This is a genomic window from Pedobacter aquatilis (assembly GCF_030409415.1).
In the GTDB taxonomy this organism is placed as follows: Bacteria; Bacteroidota; Bacteroidia; order Sphingobacteriales; family Sphingobacteriaceae; genus Pedobacter; species Pedobacter aquatilis.
The window spans coordinates 135,376-155,221 of sequence record NZ_JAUFPW010000013.1 but is presented as its reverse complement, the minus strand read 5'-3'; the positions used below and the strand labels follow the sequence as shown (position 1 = coordinate 155,221).

General features: G+C 35.4%; 19 protein-coding genes. 11 read left to right on the top strand and 8 right to left on the bottom strand.

Going from position 1 to position 19,846, the window contains the following annotated elements; genetic code table 11:
- Window positions 1-27: 27 nt before the first annotated feature.
- Window positions 28-1,842, bottom strand: a complete 1,815-nt coding sequence (locus tag QWY86_RS08125) for a glycoside hydrolase family 9 protein (protein WP_290240718.1) — start codon at window positions 1,840-1,842, stop codon at window positions 28-30.
- 116 nt (window positions 1,843-1,958) lie between these two features.
- On the opposite strand from QWY86_RS08125, the gene QWY86_RS08120 reads away from it, so the two are divergent.
- From QWY86_RS08120 to QWY86_RS08100, 5 genes are all read left to right on the top strand, one after another.
- Entirely contained in the window at window positions 1,959-2,585 is a 627-nt protein-coding gene (locus tag QWY86_RS08120) for a TetR/AcrR family transcriptional regulator (protein WP_290240717.1), read from the top strand.
- Complete coding sequence (locus tag QWY86_RS08115; RefSeq protein WP_290240715.1) at window positions 2,582-3,901, top strand: TolC family protein; 1,320 nt, start codon at window positions 2,582-2,584, stop codon at window positions 3,899-3,901. The genes QWY86_RS08120 and QWY86_RS08115 overlap by 4 nt, the downstream gene beginning before the upstream one ends.
- 8 nt (window positions 3,902-3,909) lie before the next feature.
- Window positions 3,910-4,989, top strand: coding sequence for an HlyD family secretion protein (locus tag QWY86_RS08110; RefSeq protein WP_290240713.1), 1,080 nt, complete (start codon window positions 3,910-3,912; stop codon window positions 4,987-4,989).
- A 7-nt stretch (window positions 4,990-4,996) separates the two neighbouring features.
- Entirely contained in the window at window positions 4,997-6,544 is a 1,548-nt protein-coding gene (locus tag QWY86_RS08105; protein ID WP_290240711.1) for a DHA2 family efflux MFS transporter permease subunit, read from the top strand.
- A 262-nt stretch (window positions 6,545-6,806) separates the two neighbouring features.
- On the top strand, window positions 6,807-9,392 hold the full coding sequence (locus QWY86_RS08100; protein WP_290240709.1) for a phosphoenolpyruvate carboxylase: 2,586 nt from the start codon (window positions 6,807-6,809) through the stop codon (window positions 9,390-9,392).
- Between the two features lie 138 nt (window positions 9,393-9,530).
- Here QWY86_RS08100 and QWY86_RS08095 read toward each other — a convergent pair whose 3' ends face one another.
- The 3 genes from QWY86_RS08095 to QWY86_RS08085 are packed head-to-tail and all read right to left on the bottom strand — an operon-like array spanning window position 9,531 to window position 10,734.
- Complete coding sequence (locus tag QWY86_RS08095) at window positions 9,531-9,779, bottom strand: DUF6952 family protein (RefSeq protein ID WP_010599336.1); 249 nt, start codon at window positions 9,777-9,779, stop codon at window positions 9,531-9,533.
- Entirely contained in the window at window positions 9,779-10,087 is a 309-nt protein-coding gene (locus QWY86_RS08090) for a thioredoxin family protein (RefSeq protein ID WP_196097350.1), read from the bottom strand. Before QWY86_RS08090 ends, QWY86_RS08095 begins: the two co-directional genes overlap by 1 nt.
- 14 nt (window positions 10,088-10,101) lie before the next feature.
- Window positions 10,102-10,734, bottom strand: a complete 633-nt coding sequence (locus QWY86_RS08085) for a peroxiredoxin (protein WP_290240693.1) — start codon at window positions 10,732-10,734, stop codon at window positions 10,102-10,104.
- Between the two features lie 238 nt (window positions 10,735-10,972).
- On the opposite strand from QWY86_RS08085, the gene efp (QWY86_RS08080) reads away from it, so the two are divergent.
- The 6 genes from efp (QWY86_RS08080) to QWY86_RS08055 all read left to right on the top strand — a co-directional run bounded on the left by efp (QWY86_RS08080) (window position 10,973) and on the right by QWY86_RS08055 (window position 17,679).
- Window positions 10,973-11,533: an elongation factor P gene (efp, locus tag QWY86_RS08080; RefSeq protein WP_290240691.1), complete on the top strand. Its 561-nt coding sequence runs from the start codon at window positions 10,973-10,975 to the stop codon at window positions 11,531-11,533.
- A gap of 110 nt (window positions 11,534-11,643) precedes the next feature.
- Window positions 11,644-12,204 (top strand): elongation factor P, encoded by a 561-nt coding sequence (gene efp, locus QWY86_RS08075; RefSeq protein WP_290240689.1) that lies wholly within the window; start codon window positions 11,644-11,646, stop codon window positions 12,202-12,204.
- A gap of 241 nt (window positions 12,205-12,445) precedes the next feature.
- Window positions 12,446-14,233: an AsmA family protein gene (locus QWY86_RS08070; RefSeq protein ID WP_290240687.1), complete on the top strand. Its 1,788-nt coding sequence runs from the start codon at window positions 12,446-12,448 to the stop codon at window positions 14,231-14,233.
- A gap of 70 nt (window positions 14,234-14,303) precedes the next feature.
- A complete protein-coding gene (locus QWY86_RS08065) occupies window positions 14,304-16,124 on the top strand; it encodes a hypothetical protein (RefSeq protein ID WP_290240685.1) in 1,821 nt (606 codons plus the stop codon).
- Window positions 16,125-16,168: 44 nt separating this feature from the next.
- Window positions 16,169-16,726 carry a LemA family protein gene (locus QWY86_RS08060; RefSeq protein WP_290240683.1) on the top strand — a complete coding sequence of 186 codons (558 nt, stop codon included), beginning with the start codon at window positions 16,169-16,171 and terminating at the stop codon, window positions 16,724-16,726.
- Complete coding sequence (locus QWY86_RS08055) at window positions 16,726-17,679, top strand: DUF3137 domain-containing protein (protein WP_290240681.1); 954 nt, start codon at window positions 16,726-16,728, stop codon at window positions 17,677-17,679. The genes QWY86_RS08060 and QWY86_RS08055 overlap by 1 nt, the downstream gene beginning before the upstream one ends.
- Before the next feature lies 1 nt (window position 17,680).
- On the opposite strand, the gene QWY86_RS08050 is transcribed toward QWY86_RS08055, so the two are convergent.
- Genes QWY86_RS08050 through QWY86_RS08035 form a run of 4 tightly spaced genes read right to left on the bottom strand, consistent with a single transcriptional unit; the run spans window position 17,681 to window position 19,836 of the window.
- Window positions 17,681-18,046: a response regulator gene (locus QWY86_RS08050; protein WP_290240680.1), complete on the bottom strand. Its 366-nt coding sequence runs from the start codon at window positions 18,044-18,046 to the stop codon at window positions 17,681-17,683.
- A 22-nt stretch (window positions 18,047-18,068) separates the two neighbouring features.
- Window positions 18,069-18,662 (bottom strand): chemotaxis protein CheB, encoded by a 594-nt coding sequence (locus tag QWY86_RS08045; RefSeq protein WP_290240677.1) that lies wholly within the window; start codon window positions 18,660-18,662, stop codon window positions 18,069-18,071.
- Window positions 18,647-19,465 (bottom strand): CheR family methyltransferase, encoded by an 819-nt coding sequence (locus QWY86_RS08040; protein WP_290240676.1) that lies wholly within the window; start codon window positions 19,463-19,465, stop codon window positions 18,647-18,649. Before QWY86_RS08040 ends, QWY86_RS08045 begins: the two co-directional genes overlap by 16 nt.
- A complete protein-coding gene (locus QWY86_RS08035) occupies window positions 19,462-19,836 on the bottom strand; it encodes a response regulator (RefSeq protein WP_290240673.1) in 375 nt (124 codons plus the stop codon). Before QWY86_RS08035 ends, QWY86_RS08040 begins: the two co-directional genes overlap by 4 nt.
- Between the last annotated feature and the right edge of the window lie 10 nt (window positions 19,837-19,846).

Below are 19,846 nucleotides of genomic sequence, written 5' to 3'. Positions count from 1 at the left end.
CGGTTTCGCCTCCAAAATTAGAGGCTTCTACTTTTTTGGCTTTAAGGTAGCCTCCTTTGCTGCCAGCAAATAAATTAATGACGCAGTTCCGTCCATTGTTGGCTCGTTAGTACTATAATCGCCATAATCATCATGATAAACAGCCAAATTACTTTGAAATTGTGCGTATTCATCTTCATCAGCAAGTTTAATTCCTATTAAGCCTTTGTATATGTTAGTGTAAACCGGACCATCAACTAAACCGCCATCAATCGGGTAATGCTTCAAATGTGTAAAAGCCGAATGTGGGTCGGTTGGGGTATCGCCCCAATTCGGCAACCCATAAACCATACTTGTTCCCCACGGGTTACAGCCAAAAAGCCAATCGAAGTTGGCTTGTTCCAGCTCTTCAAAAGTATCATCGCCAGTTAAATCTGCATACCAGGAACACTGAATGGCAAAGGATACAGTTAAATTATTACTACACCAAATAAATGGCACACCGCGATAAAAGGCATTTTGTTTTGCCCTGTTCCAAACCTCATTTATTCCTGTTTTGTAATAGTCTGTAATCTTAAGTTTATCGTCGCCATTCAATTGTTTCGCAAGTTCATAATGACCAATATTGATAAATGGATAATATTGATAATGTGCTGCGGTATCCTTCTTCATCCAAGGTGTTATTTTCTCCTTTTCTGCAAAATTTATTGCCGCTGTCAAGTTATTTTTATCAGGCTTTACTTTGTTAAAGTTTAAGGCTACTGCGGCAAGTTCCATATCATCAACCCAGTTATCTTCTGCATAGATATAAGGAGACTTTACCGATGCTGTTTGCGTAACTCCTGGTTTTTTTAGCGCAAATTGCATTGCTGTACCAGCCTTGCCTTTTAGTAATTTCGAATAGTTGACATCAATTTTATTGAATAAATGGGCGCCAAGATTGAACGCAGTACTAAATTTTGCAGCAGTAGAACTTGTTCCAGTCGTATTATTTAAAAATTTGCCGCGTTGCTGAGGTTCTCCCGATATAAAATATAATGGTCTTTCAAAACCTTTACCATACTGATTATCTTCCTTAGGGATGCGCATGGTAATATGATCGCGGTCATCGGCAAGTTGGTTAAACATAATATTCTTTTTTGGATGCATTTTGAGCAACCAATCCAATCCCCACTTGGCTTCATCTAAAACATCAGCAATGTTATTTTTTCCATCCAACCCATTTGCTTGTTTTTCATCAGTAAAAACCTGAGGAAAATCTCGATAAGCCATTAACAGATGATAAGTTGCATTTGCTGAGGTAGTTGAGTATTGCAAATAATCGCTCGCATCATGCCAACCACCAGATGCATCAAAGTGTGTACTGTCTTTAATTCCGGCTTTTGAGCCGTATAAAGAAAATCCATCATGTGTATGGCAACTGTCTTTTAAGTACGGGTTAAAGCCACTTCTTTGTTGCCGCATGTAACGAAGGCAAAAATCTGCAGCACCTTTATACACTTCCTCATGTATAATAACATCTGGAGATACAATGTTATTTACCCGAATTAGAAAAACACCTTTAAGTTTAAAATCTGAAAAATGTAATCTAGCGGTTTGATTAAATGGCCCATAAGTGCCAAAATTTTTAATCAGTTTTGAGGTGTAAACCACTTTTCCAGATGCTTTTTCTAAAATCTCAAATGATTTAGGAGTAGTATTTTCCTTGCTTGCCCAAATCGCAACTTTTATCCCAGAAGGGGAATAACCTAATAAATTTATTCTAATCCAGCTTTGCTGTTCTATTTTAATTGGGCTTTGAAATGATAATAAATAAGCAAATAAGGAAACAATCGCAACGCAAAACAATAAGCGTTTTTTCATTTTGTAAAATTTAGTTCGTTTAAAATTAAGCTTTTATCAAGATAATGTAAAAGATGTATGTAAACATTTGGATATTAATCAATCGTTTGATTAATTTTGTGCCATCTAATAAAGAAATGAAAACAGAAAAAGTAGACAAGAGGCAAGCCATTTTAGAAGCAGCTGAAAAGTTGTTTTGCGAAACTGGCTACGAGGGAACTTCTACCAGGCAAATTTCGAAAGAATCTGGTGCCAATATGGCGATGATTAATTATTACTTCGGTTCTAAAGAAGGGGTTTTTGTAGAGATAATGAATAATAGAATTGCAGGTTTTGCATCTCAATTAAGAATTATTAACGAAGACAAAATTTCATCACTGCAAAAATTACACAAAGTGATAGAAGGTTATGCCAATAGAATATTCTCAAACATTGCCTTCCATAAAATGATGCATAGAGAGCTTTCGCTTACGCAAAGACCCGAAATGTATGATAAAATTAAAAATGCCATGAGCCATAATATGTTGATTTTGGATAGAATTATCATAGATGGGATTGAAGATGGTAGCTTTAACAATGTTGATGTAAGGATGATGATTTCGACGATTATGGGTACGTTAACCAATGTTGTGATTGCGCCTCATAAAATCTCTCAGGGCGAGGTTATCGATTTAAGCAACCCTAAGGATAACAAACTTATTAAGGAGCGAGCCATCGCCTATTTACAAAATCTTGTAACAGTTTATTTAACAACAAAAAAATGATACCCAAATCAATTAGATTAATGCTTGTGGCATCATTAGTTCCGGCGGCTTTATTTGCACAAAGCTCAAAAGAACTAAATATCAATCAAGCAATAGAACTTGGCATAGCCAACAGTAAAAACTTAAAATTATCTCAAAATAAAATAGACCAGGCAGTGGCGCAGCTTGAGATTGTAAAGGACAATGTATTGCCAACAGCGAATGCAAGTTTTATGTATAATCATGCAGAAATTCCAACCAGTACATTTACTTTACCTGGCGGAGGCTCATCTTTACAATTACCCAAAAGAGCTGATGCATTTGTAGGAACGGCGGCTGTACAAGAATTAGTTTATGGCGGAGGAAAATTAAAATACGCAAAAGAATCTACCAAATTATTGGCTGATGTTGCTCGTTTAGATGCAGATAAAAGCAAAGAGGAAGTTACTTATGCAGTAATTAATACTTATTACGCTTTATACAAAGTTGCGCAAAGTAAAAAAGTAGTTGACCAAAATTTAGAATCAATCGCTGCACAAATTAAACAAGCACAGCGTTTTTTTGAGCAAGGCATTGTAACTAAAAATGATGTGTTGCGTTTCCAACTTCAACAAGCAAATGTTACGCTTACTCAGCTAGATATAGAAAGCAACCGCAAAGTGATTAACTACAACCTAGATATCCTTTTAGGTTTGCCAGAAGATACTGAAGTAAAAATTACTGACCCGAATGCAGGCTTAAAATCAGCCAGTTCGTTAAACGAATATATTAGTTTGGCAATGGCAAATCGTCAGGAGTTAAAGCAACTTGAAGTCCAAAATAAAGTTGCGGGTTTCAATATCAAAAGTATTAGAGCGAATACTTTACCTACGGTTGGTGTTGGCGCAAACTTATATTACATTAACCCAAGTGGTAATTTTTTACCGCCAACAAACCAATATTTAATGCCGGTTACTTTGGGCGCAACCGTTTCTTGGAACATCGCAAGCCTATGGTCTAACCATAATAAAGTTAGCGAGGCGAAAATTCAGCAAAGCGAAATCACCATTCAAAAAGATATTTTATCTGATAATGTAAAAACGGATATCAATAAAAACTTCCAAAATTATCAAGTTGCGGTAAACAAAATCCAGGTTTTAGAAACCTCGATTGCGCAGGCAACTGAAAACGATAAATTATTAGCCTCGAAATATAAAAACAATGTAGCATCGGTTACGGATAGAATTGATGCGGAAACTTTATTATATCAAGCAAAAATAAATTTAGAAATCGCTAAAGCTGATGCAGGCTTAGCTTACTATACATTACTAAAATCAACAGGAAAAATAACGCAATAAATACAACAATGACAACTGAAAATAAAAAGAAAAGTAAAGTAGTACCTATCATTCTAGGTGTTTTACTGGTAATAGGTATCGTTTTTGGTATCGTAGAGTGGAATTATTATAGCAAACGCGTAGATACGGATGATGCACAGATTGATGGCGATATTAGTCCGGTTGTTGCTCGTGTTGGTGGTTATGTAAAGGATATTAATTTTGAAGAAAATACACGTGTAACTGAAGGTCAGGTTTTAGTTAAACTTGACGATGCAGATTATAAAGTAAAATTAGAACAAGCGCAATCTGGTCAGAAAGGTGCAAATGCAGGAGTTGGTGTTGCAAACTCGCAAATTATAGCTACGCAAGCCAATACAAGCACGGCTAAAGCAAATGTAGAGGCTGCAAAATCAAATGTTGAAGCGGCAAATGTTAAAGTAAATTTGGCACAGAAAGATTATAACCGTTACGAAAATCTGGTAAAGGATGGTTCGATAACTCAACAAGCTTTCGACCAGGCAAAAGCCAATAAAGAATCTGCAGAGGCAGCAAAACAATCGGCTGTTGCAGCTTACCATGCGGCGCAAGACCAATACAACGCTGCAGTTAAACAAGTTGGTACAACCCAATCGCAATTGGCAGTTAGTAGCAATGTGATTAGTCAACGCCAAAGTGATATCGATTTTGCTCAACTTCAATTATCATATACAAATATCAAAGCACCGGCAACTGGTATCGTTTCTAAAAAGAATGTTCAAAAAGGTCAGCTAGTGCAAGCTGGGCAATCTTTGTTTTCGGTGGTTAATGATGGAAGCATTTATGTTACGGCAAACTTTAAAGAAACTCAACTAGAGAAAATTAAAGAAGGTTCGAAAGTAGAAATCGAGGTTGATGCTTATCCTGAAGAAAAAATTGAAGGAGAGGTTTATAACTTTTCGCCAATTACAGGGGCAAAAGGCTCATTGTTGCCACCAGATAATGCTACAGGCAACTTCGTAAAAGTTGTTCAGCGTATTCCCGTAAAAATCAAAATTCATCCATCAAAGGAATTGTTAGCTAAGTTGCGTCCGGGAATGAGCGTAAAAGCATCAGTTTCTACTAAATAATATTATAATGGCCGAAGTAGGTTTAAAAAAGTGGATTATTACATTTACGGTAATCACGGCTTCATTATTGGAGCTGATTGATACAACTATCGTAAACGTAGCAATTCCTCAAATACAGGGAAACCTGGGCGCCACTCTTGAGGATATCGCCTGGTTATCTACTGGATACGCCGTTGCGAATGTTATCATCCTTCCTATGTCGGGTTGGTTAGGTAGCCGTTTCGGGAGGAAAAATTATTTCTTAACCTCCATTATCGTTTTTACCGTTGTTTCCTTTTTATGTGGTAACGCAACCTCCTTAAATGAGCTGATTTTGTTCAGGATTTTGCAAGGCGTTGCCGGTGGTGGTTTAATTTCAACAGCACAAGCAATTTTAATTGAAACCTGGCCACGTGAAGATGTTGGTATAGCAACTGCGTTATTCGGTTTAGGTGCCGTTGTTGGACCAACAGTAGGCCCAACAATTGGCGGTTATATTTTAGAAATAGCAGATTGGCCTTGGATTTTTTATGTAAATATTCCCGTCGGGATTCTGGCGGCTTATTGTACCATAACCTTTATTCGAGAGACACCAAAGGATGGAAAAGGAAAACCTGTTGATTGGTGGGGAATTGGATTATTGGCCATAGCGGTTGGAAGTTTGCAGACATTACTAGAAAAGGGAGAAAGTGAAGACTGGTTTTCGACACCGTATATCGTCGCATTAGCCGTACTATCTGTTTTTGGATTACTATTGTTTATCTGGCGAGAAACCTCAACAGACCATCCAATTGTAAACCTCAAAATCATGAAAAAGAGAAGTTTCTCTATCGGGATGTTTACGTCTTTCATTTTAGGTTTCGGATTATATGGTTCAGTATTTGTGTTCCCCGTTTTTGCACAGAATTTATTGGGTTTTACGCCATTACAAACAGGTAAACTGTTTATTGCCGGTGGTATTTGTACCATCGCAATGATGCCTTTTATTGGTATTATGCTTAAAAAGGGTGTTCCTGCTCAGTTTATGGCAACAGGAGGGATGTTCTTATTCTTCGTGTTCTGTTGGATGTTGAGTAAATCTACTCTGGCATCGGGAACCGGAGATTTCTTTTGGCCTTTGGTAATTAGAGGTTTTGGAATGGCCTTGCTGTTTGTTCCCTTAACAACGCTTGCCATGCAAGATTTAACCGGACCAGAGATTGGACAAGGTTCAGGATTGAACAATATGAGCAGGCAATTAGGCGGTTCTTTTGGTATTGCGGCTTTAACAACATTAATTCACGTTCGTGCTGGTTTTCATAGAAGTAATTTGTTAACCAACGTAAATGAATATAATCCTGCGTTTACGCAAAAATTAAACGGATTGGTTAATGCTTTTATGGCTAAAGGCTCATCATTTATTGATGCAAAACTAATGGCCATGAAAGCTATTGAAGGAACCGTAATTAAACAAACCATGTTGCTTACTTATAACGATGCATATTGGGTTGCCGGATTGATTATGTTATTTTCAATACCTTTATTATATCTTCAAAAGTTTAAGAAAAACGCCAACATTGTTACCGATGCCCATTAAAATTGGCAAGAAAAAGGTGTAGATAATGCCAACAAATAAAAACAGCCGGTGTATTTTATTACATCGGCTGTTTTAACCCAAAAAATTAACAATCAATGCAATGCCCTTAAACATTGCAAATGTTCTTATGTAGCTACCAAGTAGCCAAATAAGATTTTAAAATTAAAATTTATTCTACAATTTTCCAAATTGTAAGCCTTAGAATTTTAATACCTTACGCATTTTTTGTAGTATTACCATATACAAAACTATTGCTTAAGTTATGCCTAAACTCCGTTTAACAACACAACGCGAATCCATTTTCAATAACGAGGTAATCTCAAAATTTGAACTCTACAACAGTCTGTTTTTAACCCTTCCATTTTACAAAATTAAAGATACAGGTACTTTGTTGCCTTTATTTTTTAAAAGTTGCGAAGATGGTATTGCTAACGGACAAAAACCGGCTCAAATTATTGAAGAATTTTTCGCCAAGTTTACCAGCTACACAGAGCGTAAAGACATCGTAGATTTACTCTTTCGTTTTATCCAATACATAGAACGTCAGGTTGTGCTTTTTGATGCCGTTGAAGATGCATCATTTACAAAATTAAACACCACTGATGAACAAAGTACCTTAGCTTTTATCTTAAAGAAAAACGCCGATAACAAACCAATGTTGGCAAAAATTGAAAAGTTGATTGATGAACTTTCGCTGAGATTGGTTTTAACGGCACATCCAACTCAGTTTTATCCGGGCAGTGTTTTGGCAATCATTACCGATTTAACTAAGGCAATTAGAGATAACGACATCATCGCGATGAATTCCCTATTGCAACAATTGGGTAAAACACCTTTTTTTAATAAAAAATCACCAACTCCGGTTGATGAAGCTTTAAACCTTGCCTGGTTTTTAGAAAATACTTTTTACTTCGCTGCGGCAAATATTCAAGAAGAAATAGACCAAAACCTGGATGAATATAATTTAGAAACTAAAAAGATTTTAGAGTTAGGATTTTGGCCTGGTGGCGATAGAGATGGAAATCCGAACATCCACGCTGACACAACTTTAGAAGTTTCTAAAATGTTGCGCCAAATTCTTTTCCGTTGTTACTACCGTGATTTTAGGGTAATTAAACGCCGCATTACTTTTAGAGGTGTAGAAGAAAACATCGCTAAACTTCACGATGTACTTTACACAAATGCCTTTGATCAAACTTGTGAACCTCACGATATTTCTAATGAAATAAAGGGAAACCTCAATCAGATTAAGGAAACCTTGCTAAAGGAACACGATGGTTTATTCGTTGATTTGGTAAATGATTTGATTCGAAAAATCGATTTATATGGTAATTATTTCGCTTCGCTAGATATTCGTCAAGATAGCCGAGTGTTGCGAAGTGTACATGCTTATTGCCGCCAAAACAAACCAATTTCATCTTTATATCCGGCAGATTATGATAAACTTTCAGAGGCTGAAAAATTAAAATTGATTTCTTTTAAAGAAGCAACACCTGTTTACGTTAGTGAAGCTGATGCTTTGATTGATGATACCATCCAAACCATTAAGGAAATTAAAGGCATCCAAAATCGTAATGGAGAAAAAGCTTGCCACCGATTCATTATCAGCAATTGCCAGCAAGCGAGTGATATTTTACAATTAATCGAACTTTTTCTTTGGAATGGTTGGAGCAAGGATTCTTTGACAATCGATTTCGTTCCGCTTTTTGAAACGGTAAACGATTTAAAAGGAGCCGGAAAAATAATGGATACGCTTTATAGCAATCCATTTTACAAAGCGCATTTAGCTACCCGTGGTAACAAACAGGATATTATGCTTGGTTATTCTGATAGTACCAAGGATGGTGGTTATTTAATGGCAAACTGGTCTATCTTTAACGGAAAAACATCACTTTCAGAAATTTCTAAAAAACACAACATTCAGCTTGCATTTTTTGATGGTCGTGGTGGGCCGCCTGCTCGTGGCGGTGGCAAAACGCATCGTTTTTATGCATCAATGGGTAAAGAAATTGCGAATAAAAACATTCAGTTAACCGTTCAAGGTCAAACAATAAGTTCTCAATATGGCTCGGTAGAAAGTGCTGAATTTAACATCGAACAATTGATTAATGCAGGCATTTCATCTGGTTTAAAAGAGAAACACAATGTGTTGTTAGACCCTGAAAATAAAGCCTTGCTTGATGAAATGGCAGAAGACGGTTATAAAGCTTTTGTTGATTTACGCGAACATCCATTGTTTGTAAGTTATTTAGAGAAACTTTCTCCACTGAAATTACTATCTCAGGCAAATATCAGTAGCCGCCCGGTTAAAAGAAATGGTGGTGGCGAAATGAAACTGGAGGATTTACGAGCCATTAGTTTTGTAACTGCCTGGAGTATGCTAAAACAAAACGTACCAGGTTTTTATGGAATGGGTACCGCAATGAAAAATCAAGAGAAAGCCGGAAACTGGGATAAGGTTGTTAAAGCATACGAAGATTCGGATTATTTGAAAACCATTGTAGATAATTGTATGATGAGCATGAGCAAATCAGACTTTGTAATTACGGCCCATTTGGCTAATGATAAGGATTTTGGTGCTTTCTGGACGCAATTACACAATGAATTCGAATTAACCAAAGCAATGCTTTTAAAATTATCAGGACAAGAGGTTTTAATGGCGAACTATCCTGTAGATAAAAAATCAATCGCAACGCGTGAGAAAATTATTTTGCCTTTGGTTTTGATTCAGCATTTCGCTTTAGAAAAACTGCAGCATGACCAAAATGAAAAAGACCAAACGGCACTAGAAAAACTAGCAGTTAGAACGGTTTTTGGAATTGTGAACGCAGGTAGAAATTTGGCTTAATTAACCACTTAACCCTGAATTTTTTCATTGTCTTAATAACGTGATGATTATTTCCGTTGCCAACACATTATACTCAAAAACAAAAAAAACCTTTGCAATCTGCAAAGGTTTTTCTATAAAGAGTCTGATTACAGAAAATTATCTATCAATCGAACCCATTACTTTTTGGCCGAAAGCATTAAGGGCATCTTTTTCAGCAGCACCTTCGCTTACCATTTGGTGTACTTCAAGCGCACCGCAAATATTGGTAATCATTTCGCCAGCAACATCAACTTCGTGTTCGCTAACCCCTCTAAACTCGCAGAAAGCTTCTAAAACTTCTAAGGTAGTTTCTAATTGAGCAGGAGTGGTATTTTGAAATAATTGTCTAATAACCGGAATCTTCATTATTTTATTTTATTAAATAATTCTATTAAACCTTCTGCTTTGTTGGTTTGCACCTGATCTACCAAGCTACCGCCTTCAAAAGCTGCAAAAGTTGGTAAATTATCAACGTTTGCAAATTTGCGTGAGTTTGGAAGTTTCTCGGCATCAACAATTAAGAAAGCTACATCTTCATTTTCAGCAGCCAGTTTTTTGAACTTTGGTTTCATGATTCTGCAGTTGCCACACCAAGATGCAGCATACTGAACCATAACTTTAGAGTTATCGGCTAAATACTGTTGAAGATTATCTTCTGTTAATTCTAAAAACATAACGTTGTGTTTAATTAGTTAGCAGCTAAATATTCAGCAACGCCAGTTCTGTTTGCATTCATTGCTTCTTTTCCTTCTTCCCAGTTTGCAGGACAAACTTCGCCATGTTTTTGAACGTGAGCGTAAGCATCAATTAAACGTAAATATTCTTTAACGTTTCTACCAACCGGCATATCGTTTACACTTTCGTGGAAAACCTTTCCAGTTTCGTCGATTAAATAGGTAGCTCTGAAAGTCACATTTGAACCAGAGAAAGATTCATTTCCTTCTTCATCGTAACTAACTTCCTGATCTAAAATACCTAAAATACCAGATAATTGTCTGTGCGTATCTGCTAAAATTGGATAAGTAACACCCTCTATACCACCATTATCTTTTGGCGTATTTAACCAAGCGAAGTGAACTTCGTTTGTATCGCAAGATGCACCAATTACAATTGTATTTCTTTGCTCAAACTCAGGTAAAGCAGCTTGGAAAGCATGTAATTCTGTAGGGCAAACGAAAGTAAAATCTTTTGGATACCAGAATAAAATAACTTTTTTGTTTTTACTAACAGCTTCTTCAAATACGTTGATTTTTAAGTCATCACCCATGTCTGACATTGCATCAATACTAACACTCGGGAATTTTTTACCTACTATTGCCATAATTTTTTGTCTTTAATTTTGTGCCACAAAGGTACGGTGAAATCGCTTCTCAATCAACCCAGATTTACTAATTATTCATTGTATTTATTGATGGCGATATAGGCAAAAACTATAATCATTTATACAAGTATAAAATTTCGCTATTTAATTATTTGGAAAGGAATGGAAGTTCCAATTTCAAATCAGAAATCCTTTTTTTAACTTTGATGTTCGATTAATAAAACAGATTTATTTAGCAATGGCAAAAGCATCAGAAGTAAAAAGCGGCAATGTATTACGCTTTAATGGAGAGTTGGTAAGCGTAGAAGAATATATTCATCGTACACCGGGCAATTTAAGGGCTTTTTATCAGGCTCGTATGCGTAACGTAAAAACCGGCAAAATTCTAGAATACCGTTTCCGTACAGATGAAGAAGTAACCATTTGCCGTGTAGAAACGAATGATTATCAGTATTTGTATGAAGATGGTGATTATTTGGTTGTAATGGATAACAATACGTTTGAACAATACAACATTCCCAAATTGCTTTTAGGTAACACCATTAAATTTTTAAAAGAAGGTATGAATGTTACTATTGCTTTTGAAAGCGAAGAACCGATAGTAGCACAATTACCAAATAGTGTAGAGCTTGAAATTACTTACACAGAGCCGGCTGTGAAAGGCGATACCTCAACAAGTGCTCAAAAATACGCTACTGTAGAAACAGGAGCCGAAATTAGAGTGCCACTATTTATTAACCAGGGCGATAAAGTTAAGGTTGATACAAGAACTGGCGATTACATGGAGCGGGTAAAATGAGTTTTATCACTAAAGCTTATCAATTAAACCTTTATAGGTTTTTGCTAAAATAATTTTACCTTTGGCAACGCAAAATTTAAAAATAAAATCCTCACTGGATAAAACATAACATGGCAAAAGCATCAGAAATTAAAACAGGTAACATTCTTCGTGTAAACAACGAATTAGTTACTGTTGATGAGTGGAATCACCGTACACCAGGTAAAGGCGGAGCTTTTTACACCGGTAAATTTCGTAACATTAAAACAGGCAGAATTGTAGAAGCTCGTATGAATACTGACGAGGCTGTTGAAATTTGCCGTGTTGAAACGAACGATTATCAGTACCTATATGAAGACGGTGATTATTTAGTGGTAATGGATAACAATAGTTACGAGCAATATAATGTAGAAAAATCATTATTCGGTTCGGCTATTAAATTTTTAAAAGAAGGCATGAGCGTTATCGTTTCTATGGAAAGCGATGAGGCCATTATGGGTCAGTTACCAAACTTTGCAGAATTTGAAATTACATATTCAGAACCAGCTGTAAAAGGCGATACATCTACAAACGCTTTAAAAGCAGCAACTTTAGAGAATGGGGTTGAGGTTAAAGTGCCAATGTTTGTTAACCAAGGTGATAAAATCAAAGTTGATACGCGTACAGGCGAATACGTTGAACGTGTAAAATAAAATAAATAACAATAAAGGAAAGCCCTTGGATTAATTTTCAAGGGCTTTTTTGTTTGCTGTACTATCGTCATGCTCACCTTGACTGGGCATCTTACTGCATTAGTTGGGCGTACTTTTCCATTACTTTAAGATTCCTTTTTTTCAAGGGAACGACGATTATCTGCAAATAGAAATTTTTAACCAATGTTAAAGCAAAAACCTTTTTTAACTTAATCTGTTAGATAGCGATACACCATTTTCAATGACAGCTCGAAATAAAAATAGAATCGGAATTTGGATTGCCAGTATTTTGGCGGGCTTAATTTTGATTTTAGCTTTCGCCGCAATGTTTATCAGCGCCCGCTGGAAACCGATTTTAACAGAAAAAATCAAGGATGGCGTTTACAAAGGCTCCAATCATCTATATAAAATTGATTTTAAAAGCATTAATTTAAATGTAATTACCGGTAGTTTGGCGCTTCGCGATGTAACCCTAACGCCCGATACATTAGTTTTTGATAGTTTAAAAACCTTAAAACTTGCGCCTGCACATACCTTCGAACTAAAATTAAAAAAACTCCAAGTTACGAGGGTAAGTTTGTTAACTGCTTACTTTAAAAAACGTGTTGATGTAAATGAAATTTTGCTCGATAAACCATCCATAAATATGATTTTTAATAAAGTGCCTAAGAAACCTGATACAGCAAAGGTTGAAAAAACACTTTATGAGCAAATCTCCAAGTCACTAAAATCTATTCGGGTTCATTCGGTAAAAATTGTAGATGCAAATTTTGACTACATTAATAAAAGCGGCGCAAAGAAAACCAAAAACTCCATTAAGCATTTGGATATAAATGTGAAGGATTTTCTTTTAGATTCACTGTCTGGAAATGATACTTCAAGGTTTTATTACACAAAGGATATTTCATTTAAGTTAGCCGGTTATAAATCGATAACAAAAGATAAAATGTATTCGATAAAAGTGGATACAATTTTAGGTTCTACAGCTTCAAAACAGCTTACCGTAAAAGGGTTTAAACTTACGCCACTCTATCCTGAGTTAACTTTTGCCAGAAAATACAAAGTTCAAAAAGACAGATATGATTTATCTTTCGAGAAGATTGAATTCAATGGTGTTGATTTTATTGGCCTAAATACCGACCAAAAACTTCAGGCAAAATCGTTAAAAATAGGGCCTGGAAATGTTGAGGTTTTTATGAGCAGAGAATCGCCACCGCCACCTGGATTTGACAAGGGCAGAAATTTTCCGCACATGGCTTTAAAAAGGTTAAACGTGCCAACAATCATCGATACAGTTAGTTTAAAGAATGTTAATTTAAAATATTCAGAATATAATCCTGCAAGCAAAAAAACAGGAGCAGTTGAGTTTAAATCGCTTAGCGGTAACATTTTAAATGTAACTAATGATAGCTTGAGACTTGCAAAAAACAACCACGCTATGGCAGATTTTAACTCGCTTTTAATGGGTAGCGGGAAATTAAATGTTAGAATAGATTTCAACCTTACAGATAAAAATGGAGCCTTCAGTTACAGTGGAAGCTTGGCAAAATTCGATTTAAGAAAACTTAATTCTCTATCAAAAAACCTTGGCTTAATCGAAATTGAAAGTGGAAATGTTCAAAAAGTTAGTTTTAAAGCTAATGGGAATTTACGTTCAGCATCTGGCTCAATGAGTATGCTTTATAACAATTTGAAGGTTAAATTATTATCTGATAATATTGATGGTAAAGGTACCAAGGAAAAAGGTTTGTTATCATTTTTAGCGAATACAATTTTAGTTAAAGACGAAAACCCCAAGAAAGGCGAAGCACCAAGAACGGCAACAATGACCAATACAAGAATAAATTCTGCTTCGTTTTTTAACCTCATGTGGAAAACCGTTTTTGTTGGCATTAAGGATATTGTTGGTGTAGGTATTGTGCCAGAAAAAGATCCAGTAAAGCAACAAAAAGTAACCGCCAAAAAGATAAGAGAGCAGAAAAGAGTAGATCGACGGGAAGCTCGTAAAGCGAAAAAAAAAAAAAATTAGGATGATACTTTTAAGCAATATGTTTTAAATGTATATTGCTATGACAAACACACAATCCCAGTAATTTTTGATGCCTGCAACAAGAAAACGACGTTTTACAATTTTTAAATGGGTTGGAGTAAGTTTACTTGTTCTTTTTTCTGTACTTGCAAGCATAGCTTGGTATCTAAATGTTAAATCTCGCCCGCTGCTTACGCAACAAATAAAAACTTTACTATACAATTCTACCGATAGCCTTTATACAATAACATTTAGTAAAGTAAGCACAAACATTTTTACGGGAAGCGCAACTTTACAAGATGTAAAAATCTCTGCTGATACCAATCGCTATAATCAATTGGTTGCTTTAAAGCGTGCGCCAAATAATCTTTATACGGTTTCTTTAAAAAAACTTGCGGTTAAACACTTTCATCCGCTTGTTCTTTACAGACAAAAAAAGCTTCAGATTGATGAAATTTTATTTGATAATCCGGAAGTTTATATGGTGAACAGACAGCTGGATTTTAATGAAAATAGAGCGGCAAAACCCATCAAGTCGCCATATGCGTTTATTTCTAAAAGTTTAAAAGAATTCAGTATAAAAAAAATCCTTTTTAGAGATGCAACATTTAACTATGTTAACAAAAATGTAAACAAATTTGATATTTTCTCTATTGACGATTTTAACATCACTCTAGTTGATTTATTGGTTGATTCTACTTCTTTCGAAGATTCTACAAGATTTTATTTGCTTAAAGACGTGTTGCTAAATCTCAAAAATTATAGTTATGCAACACCGGATAGTATGTATAACATTAAGCTGAACCAGCTCGATTTCAGGGCTTCGACAGGAAGATTAAGCGTAAATAAATTTGCGCTCGAACCAAAGTACGATGAAATGAAGTTTGGGAAGGTTGCAGGTTATTCAAAGGATAGATTTAATATTTCAATGAATAATATTGCATTAAATGGAATAAATCTGCCACTTTATATCAGCAAGCAGGAGTTAAGAGCAAAGGAAATGGCTATAGCAAATGGCTACATCACAGTTTTTAATGATAATAGCTTGCCCAAACAAGAAAAAGAAAGTAGGATAGGCAAGTACCCACATCAGCTTTTGCAGAACATTCCAGCTCCCATATTAATAGATAAAATTAAGCTTAAAGACATTGATATAAGTTACGCTGTTTATAATGAAGAAAGCCAGCAAAGAGGGCGAATTTCGTTTGAACATACATCAGGGGTAATTAGCAACGTAACCAATATCGCTAATGTAAAAGCCAAAAAGCCAATTATGCAGGCAAACTTAAGTACCTATTTGCTTGGTCAGGGTAAATTGGATTTGGATTTTAAATTTGATTTGGCTTCAAGGATAGGCAATTTTTCTTACAATGGTATTTTGCAAAATTTTAATGCAAGGGTTTTAAATCAAATTACGAAGCCTTTGGGTTTGGTTAGGATTAATAGAGGAAATGTTAACCGCCTTCAATTCAATTTCAAGGCTGATGATTTTGGCTCGAAAGGAAAGGTTGATTTCTCATATTTTGATTTATCAGTTGCTTTGATGAAAAATGATCCGGAAAAAGACCACCTGGTTACTAGAGGTTTATTATCCATTTTAGCGAACGCTTTAATTATTAATGCAGAAAATCCTGGTCCTGATGGAAAGTTTATTACAGCAACGGTAGATTATCAGCGGCCGCAAAATACCTCCTTCTTCAGCATGATTTGGAAAAGCCTTTTTTTAGGTATAAAACATAGCGTTGGCTTAACCGAGGAAAAGCAGAAGGAAATGAAGGCGCACATTGATAATTTTAAAGCTATGAAAGCAAGCCATGATTTACGCAAGAAAAAGAGATTAGATCGCCGCAAACAAAGGGAAATGCAACTTAAAAGGTTGGGTAATAAATAAATCCTTTTCATATATTTATATCACAAACGTAAAACTAAAAACCTATGATTATTGCCCTCATTATTATTGCTGTAATTTTCTTGTTCGGAATATTCTTTTATAACTCTTTAATCGGTAAAAAAAATCAAGTTATCAATGCATTTTCTGCTATTGATGTGATGTTAAAAAAACGCTTTGATTTAATTCCGAACCTTGTAGAAACGGTTAAACAATATACCAATTACGAACAATCTACTTTAACAAAAATTGTAGAGTTACGTGCAAAAGCTACAGCACCATCTGTTAGCAATGCTGAAAAAGTACAAATAGATGCTCAGTTAAGTTCAAGCGTAAAGGGTTTAATGGTAAATGTAGAAAACTACCCGGATTTAAAAGCCAACCAAAACTTTATTAATTTACAAACCACCTGGACGGAGAGTGAGGAGCAAATCGCTGCGGCCAGAAGAACGTATAATTCTGCTGTAACCGATTACAATAATGCAATTATGATGTTTCCTGGAAATATGTTTGCGGGCATGTTAAATTTCCACCCAACGCCTGTACTAGCCACGGCAGAAGAGGAACGCAAAAATATCAGTGCCAAAGAACTTTTTAATAATTAATGGTAAAGATTGCAAATAATGCAACCTTGCAAAATGTATTAGCAGCTTTAGAGGTAAACCGCGAGAAAATCGCATCAACCCAAAAAAAGGGTTATGTTTTTATAGTAATTGCAGTTATCTTAACTATTGCCAGCTTCTATTTTGGCTTAGGCGGCTTTGCGCTTTTAATCGGTTTGGTGCCGGCGATTTACGGTGGTGTATTACTTTACAGAATTTCCGACGAACTAGTAGCCTACAAGCAGGCTTTTAAAATTGAGGTTATTGGTGGTGCACTTAAAAATATAAACGAAAGTTTAACCATTCAGCCTGGTTTGGGTATTCCATCTAACGAATTTGAAATTACCCAGCTTTTTACGCAAGAACCAGATCGTTACCAAAGTGAAGATTTAATTAGTGGCAAAGCTGATAGAACAAGTTTTTACTTTGCAGAAGTGCACGCCGAGTACAAAACGCAGGTACAAACAAAAAATGGTACCCGAACAGAATGGCACGACATTTTTAAGGGCATAATTTTCGTTGCAGATTTTAATAAAAACTTTAAGGCTGTTACGGTAGTGAGACCAAAAGATTTATTTGGTAGAATGGGTGCTTGGTTTTCAAAAAATGTTTTTTCTTTTGGAGGTAATACTTTAGTAGAACTTGAAAACAGCGCCTTTAATGAGGCATTTACCACAAATAGTACTGATCAGGTTGAAGCCCGCTATATTCTAACGCCAGCTATGATGGAAAGGATTTTAAAATTGAATAGCAATTCGAAGAATACAATCTCCTTATCGTTTATTAATAATAGAATGAATATTGCTTTTCCTTTGGATAGAAATTATTTCGAGGCGCCAGTATTTAAAAGTTTGCTCAAGCCCGAAATGCTTAATCAGGATATTGCTGCAATTAAATTTATGTACGAAATTGTGCAAGAACTCGATCTGAATACGAGAATTTGGGGTAAAAGCTAAATTAGCTTAAATGTTTCTTTACAATTGCCTCTAACGAAGCGATATCAAAAGGCTTAGATAAATAACTATCAGCACCGGCTTGCTTTGCGAGCGAAGATATATCGTTGTTTGCGGAAAAATATATAACAGGAATGTGCTTTAGTTCAGGGTGACTTTTAATTGCCTTGGTTGCTTCAACTCCACCCAATTCTGGTAGCCAGTTATCCATAAAAATTATATCGGGCATATATTCAGAAACCTGACGCTCAATTTCATCGGCACTTTCAGATGTTTTAATTTCATATCCGGCATCTTCCAGTATGAATGTACATAAATCAAGAATATCTCTGTTGTCATCAAACACAAATACTTTTTTAATATCGGCCATAATCTTTCTTGAATAATCGGATTTAATCCTTTTTATTATTTAATGAATTTATAAAATCTGCCATTTCATAACTGTGCAAAACTGTAGATGGTTTAACATCGTTTAATGCCTGTTGAGGCATATATGGCATAATTGCTGTTTTAGGATTTTGTATAACCACCAAACCGCCGAAATTGTTTACAATTTTTAGGCCATTAACACCATCTGCATTTGAACCGGAAAGTAAAATACAAACTAATTTTTGTTTAAATACCTCGGCAGCAGATTGAAAGGTAACATCGATGGATGGGCGGGAATAGTTTATTTTTTCAGAATAATCTAAAGAAAAAGTATGATTTTGTTCAATTAACAGATGATAGTCGGCTGGGGCAATGTAAACGTGGCCAGGTAAAATTTCCTGCTTTTCCTCAATTTCATGAACTTTTAAAATTGTTCTGCTTTGTAGTAAATCGCTTAACAAAGAATCACTGCCAGATTTTCTGTGTGTAACCAAAATAATTGGAAGGCTGAGATTGCCATCCAACAGAGGAAAAATCTCAAGTAAAACATCCAAACTACCGGCAGAACCACCAATAACTAAGGCACTATACGTATTTTGATTTACAGTTTGCGCCATATTTTCTCTGTTCTGATTCTTTTATAACCTTTTGCTTTTGGCCAAAAATCTAAACTTTCCTTACTTCCAAGCGCCAGATAACCCAAGTTTTCCAAACTACTATCAAATAGCTGAAAAACTTTATGTTGTAAATCCTTATCAAAATAGATTAGAACATTGCGGCATAATATTAACTGAAATTCGTTGAAAGAACGATCGGAAACAAGATTATGTGTAGAAAAAATCATTTTCGAGCTTAAGGTTTCATCAAATTTTGCTAGCGAATAATTAGCAGTATAATATGATGAAAAATCTTTAGCTCCGCCAGATTGAAGGTAGTTTTCAGAATAGGCTTTTAGGTAATTGATAGGAAACATCCCTTTTTTTGCTTTTTCTAAAACTGATGGATTAATATCAGTGGCATAGATTAAGCTTTTATTTAGCAGGTTTAACTCTTGAAGCAAAATTGCTAAAGAATAAGCTTCCTCTCCTGTAGAGCAACCAGCTACCCAAATTCGTATAAATGGATAAGTGCCTAATGCAGGTAAAACATCATTTCTAAGTGCCTTGTAAAACGAAGGATCGCGAAACATTTCTGTAACGTTAACCGTAATTTCTTCTAAAAAACGTTTAAAATATTTTTTATCAGTTTTAACTGTGTACCTAAACTCGGCAAAGCTTACAAAATTATCTAAACCGTAAAGTCTGGAAATTCTCCTTTTTATTGATGCATGCGAATACTCAAGAAAGTCGTAACCATAAACTTCCAGCACATCATTTAGTAACAATTCTACTTGTTCGTTATCTATTGTATCACCAATCACTTATTTGTAACCTCTTCTATTTGCAACATTAACTCATCAATATCAATAGGTTTAGAAACATAACCAGATGCACCGGCGCTAAGGCAGCGTTCTTTATCGCCAACCATTGCTTGCGCAGTAACAGCCAAAACCGGAATGTTTCGCATTTTCTCTGATTTTTTCATTGCTGCCATTGCCTGATATCCGTCCATGTCGGGCATCATCATATCCATTAGTACAACAGAAACTTTCCCACTATTCTCTATAATTGAAAAGCCTTCTTGTGCACTCGGAGCAGATAAACAGCCAAAACCCTTTGATTTTAGAACAGCTTTTAATGCAAAAATGTTTCGATTATCATCATCAATTATAAGTATTAATTTTTGAGGCATAAGGTAAATA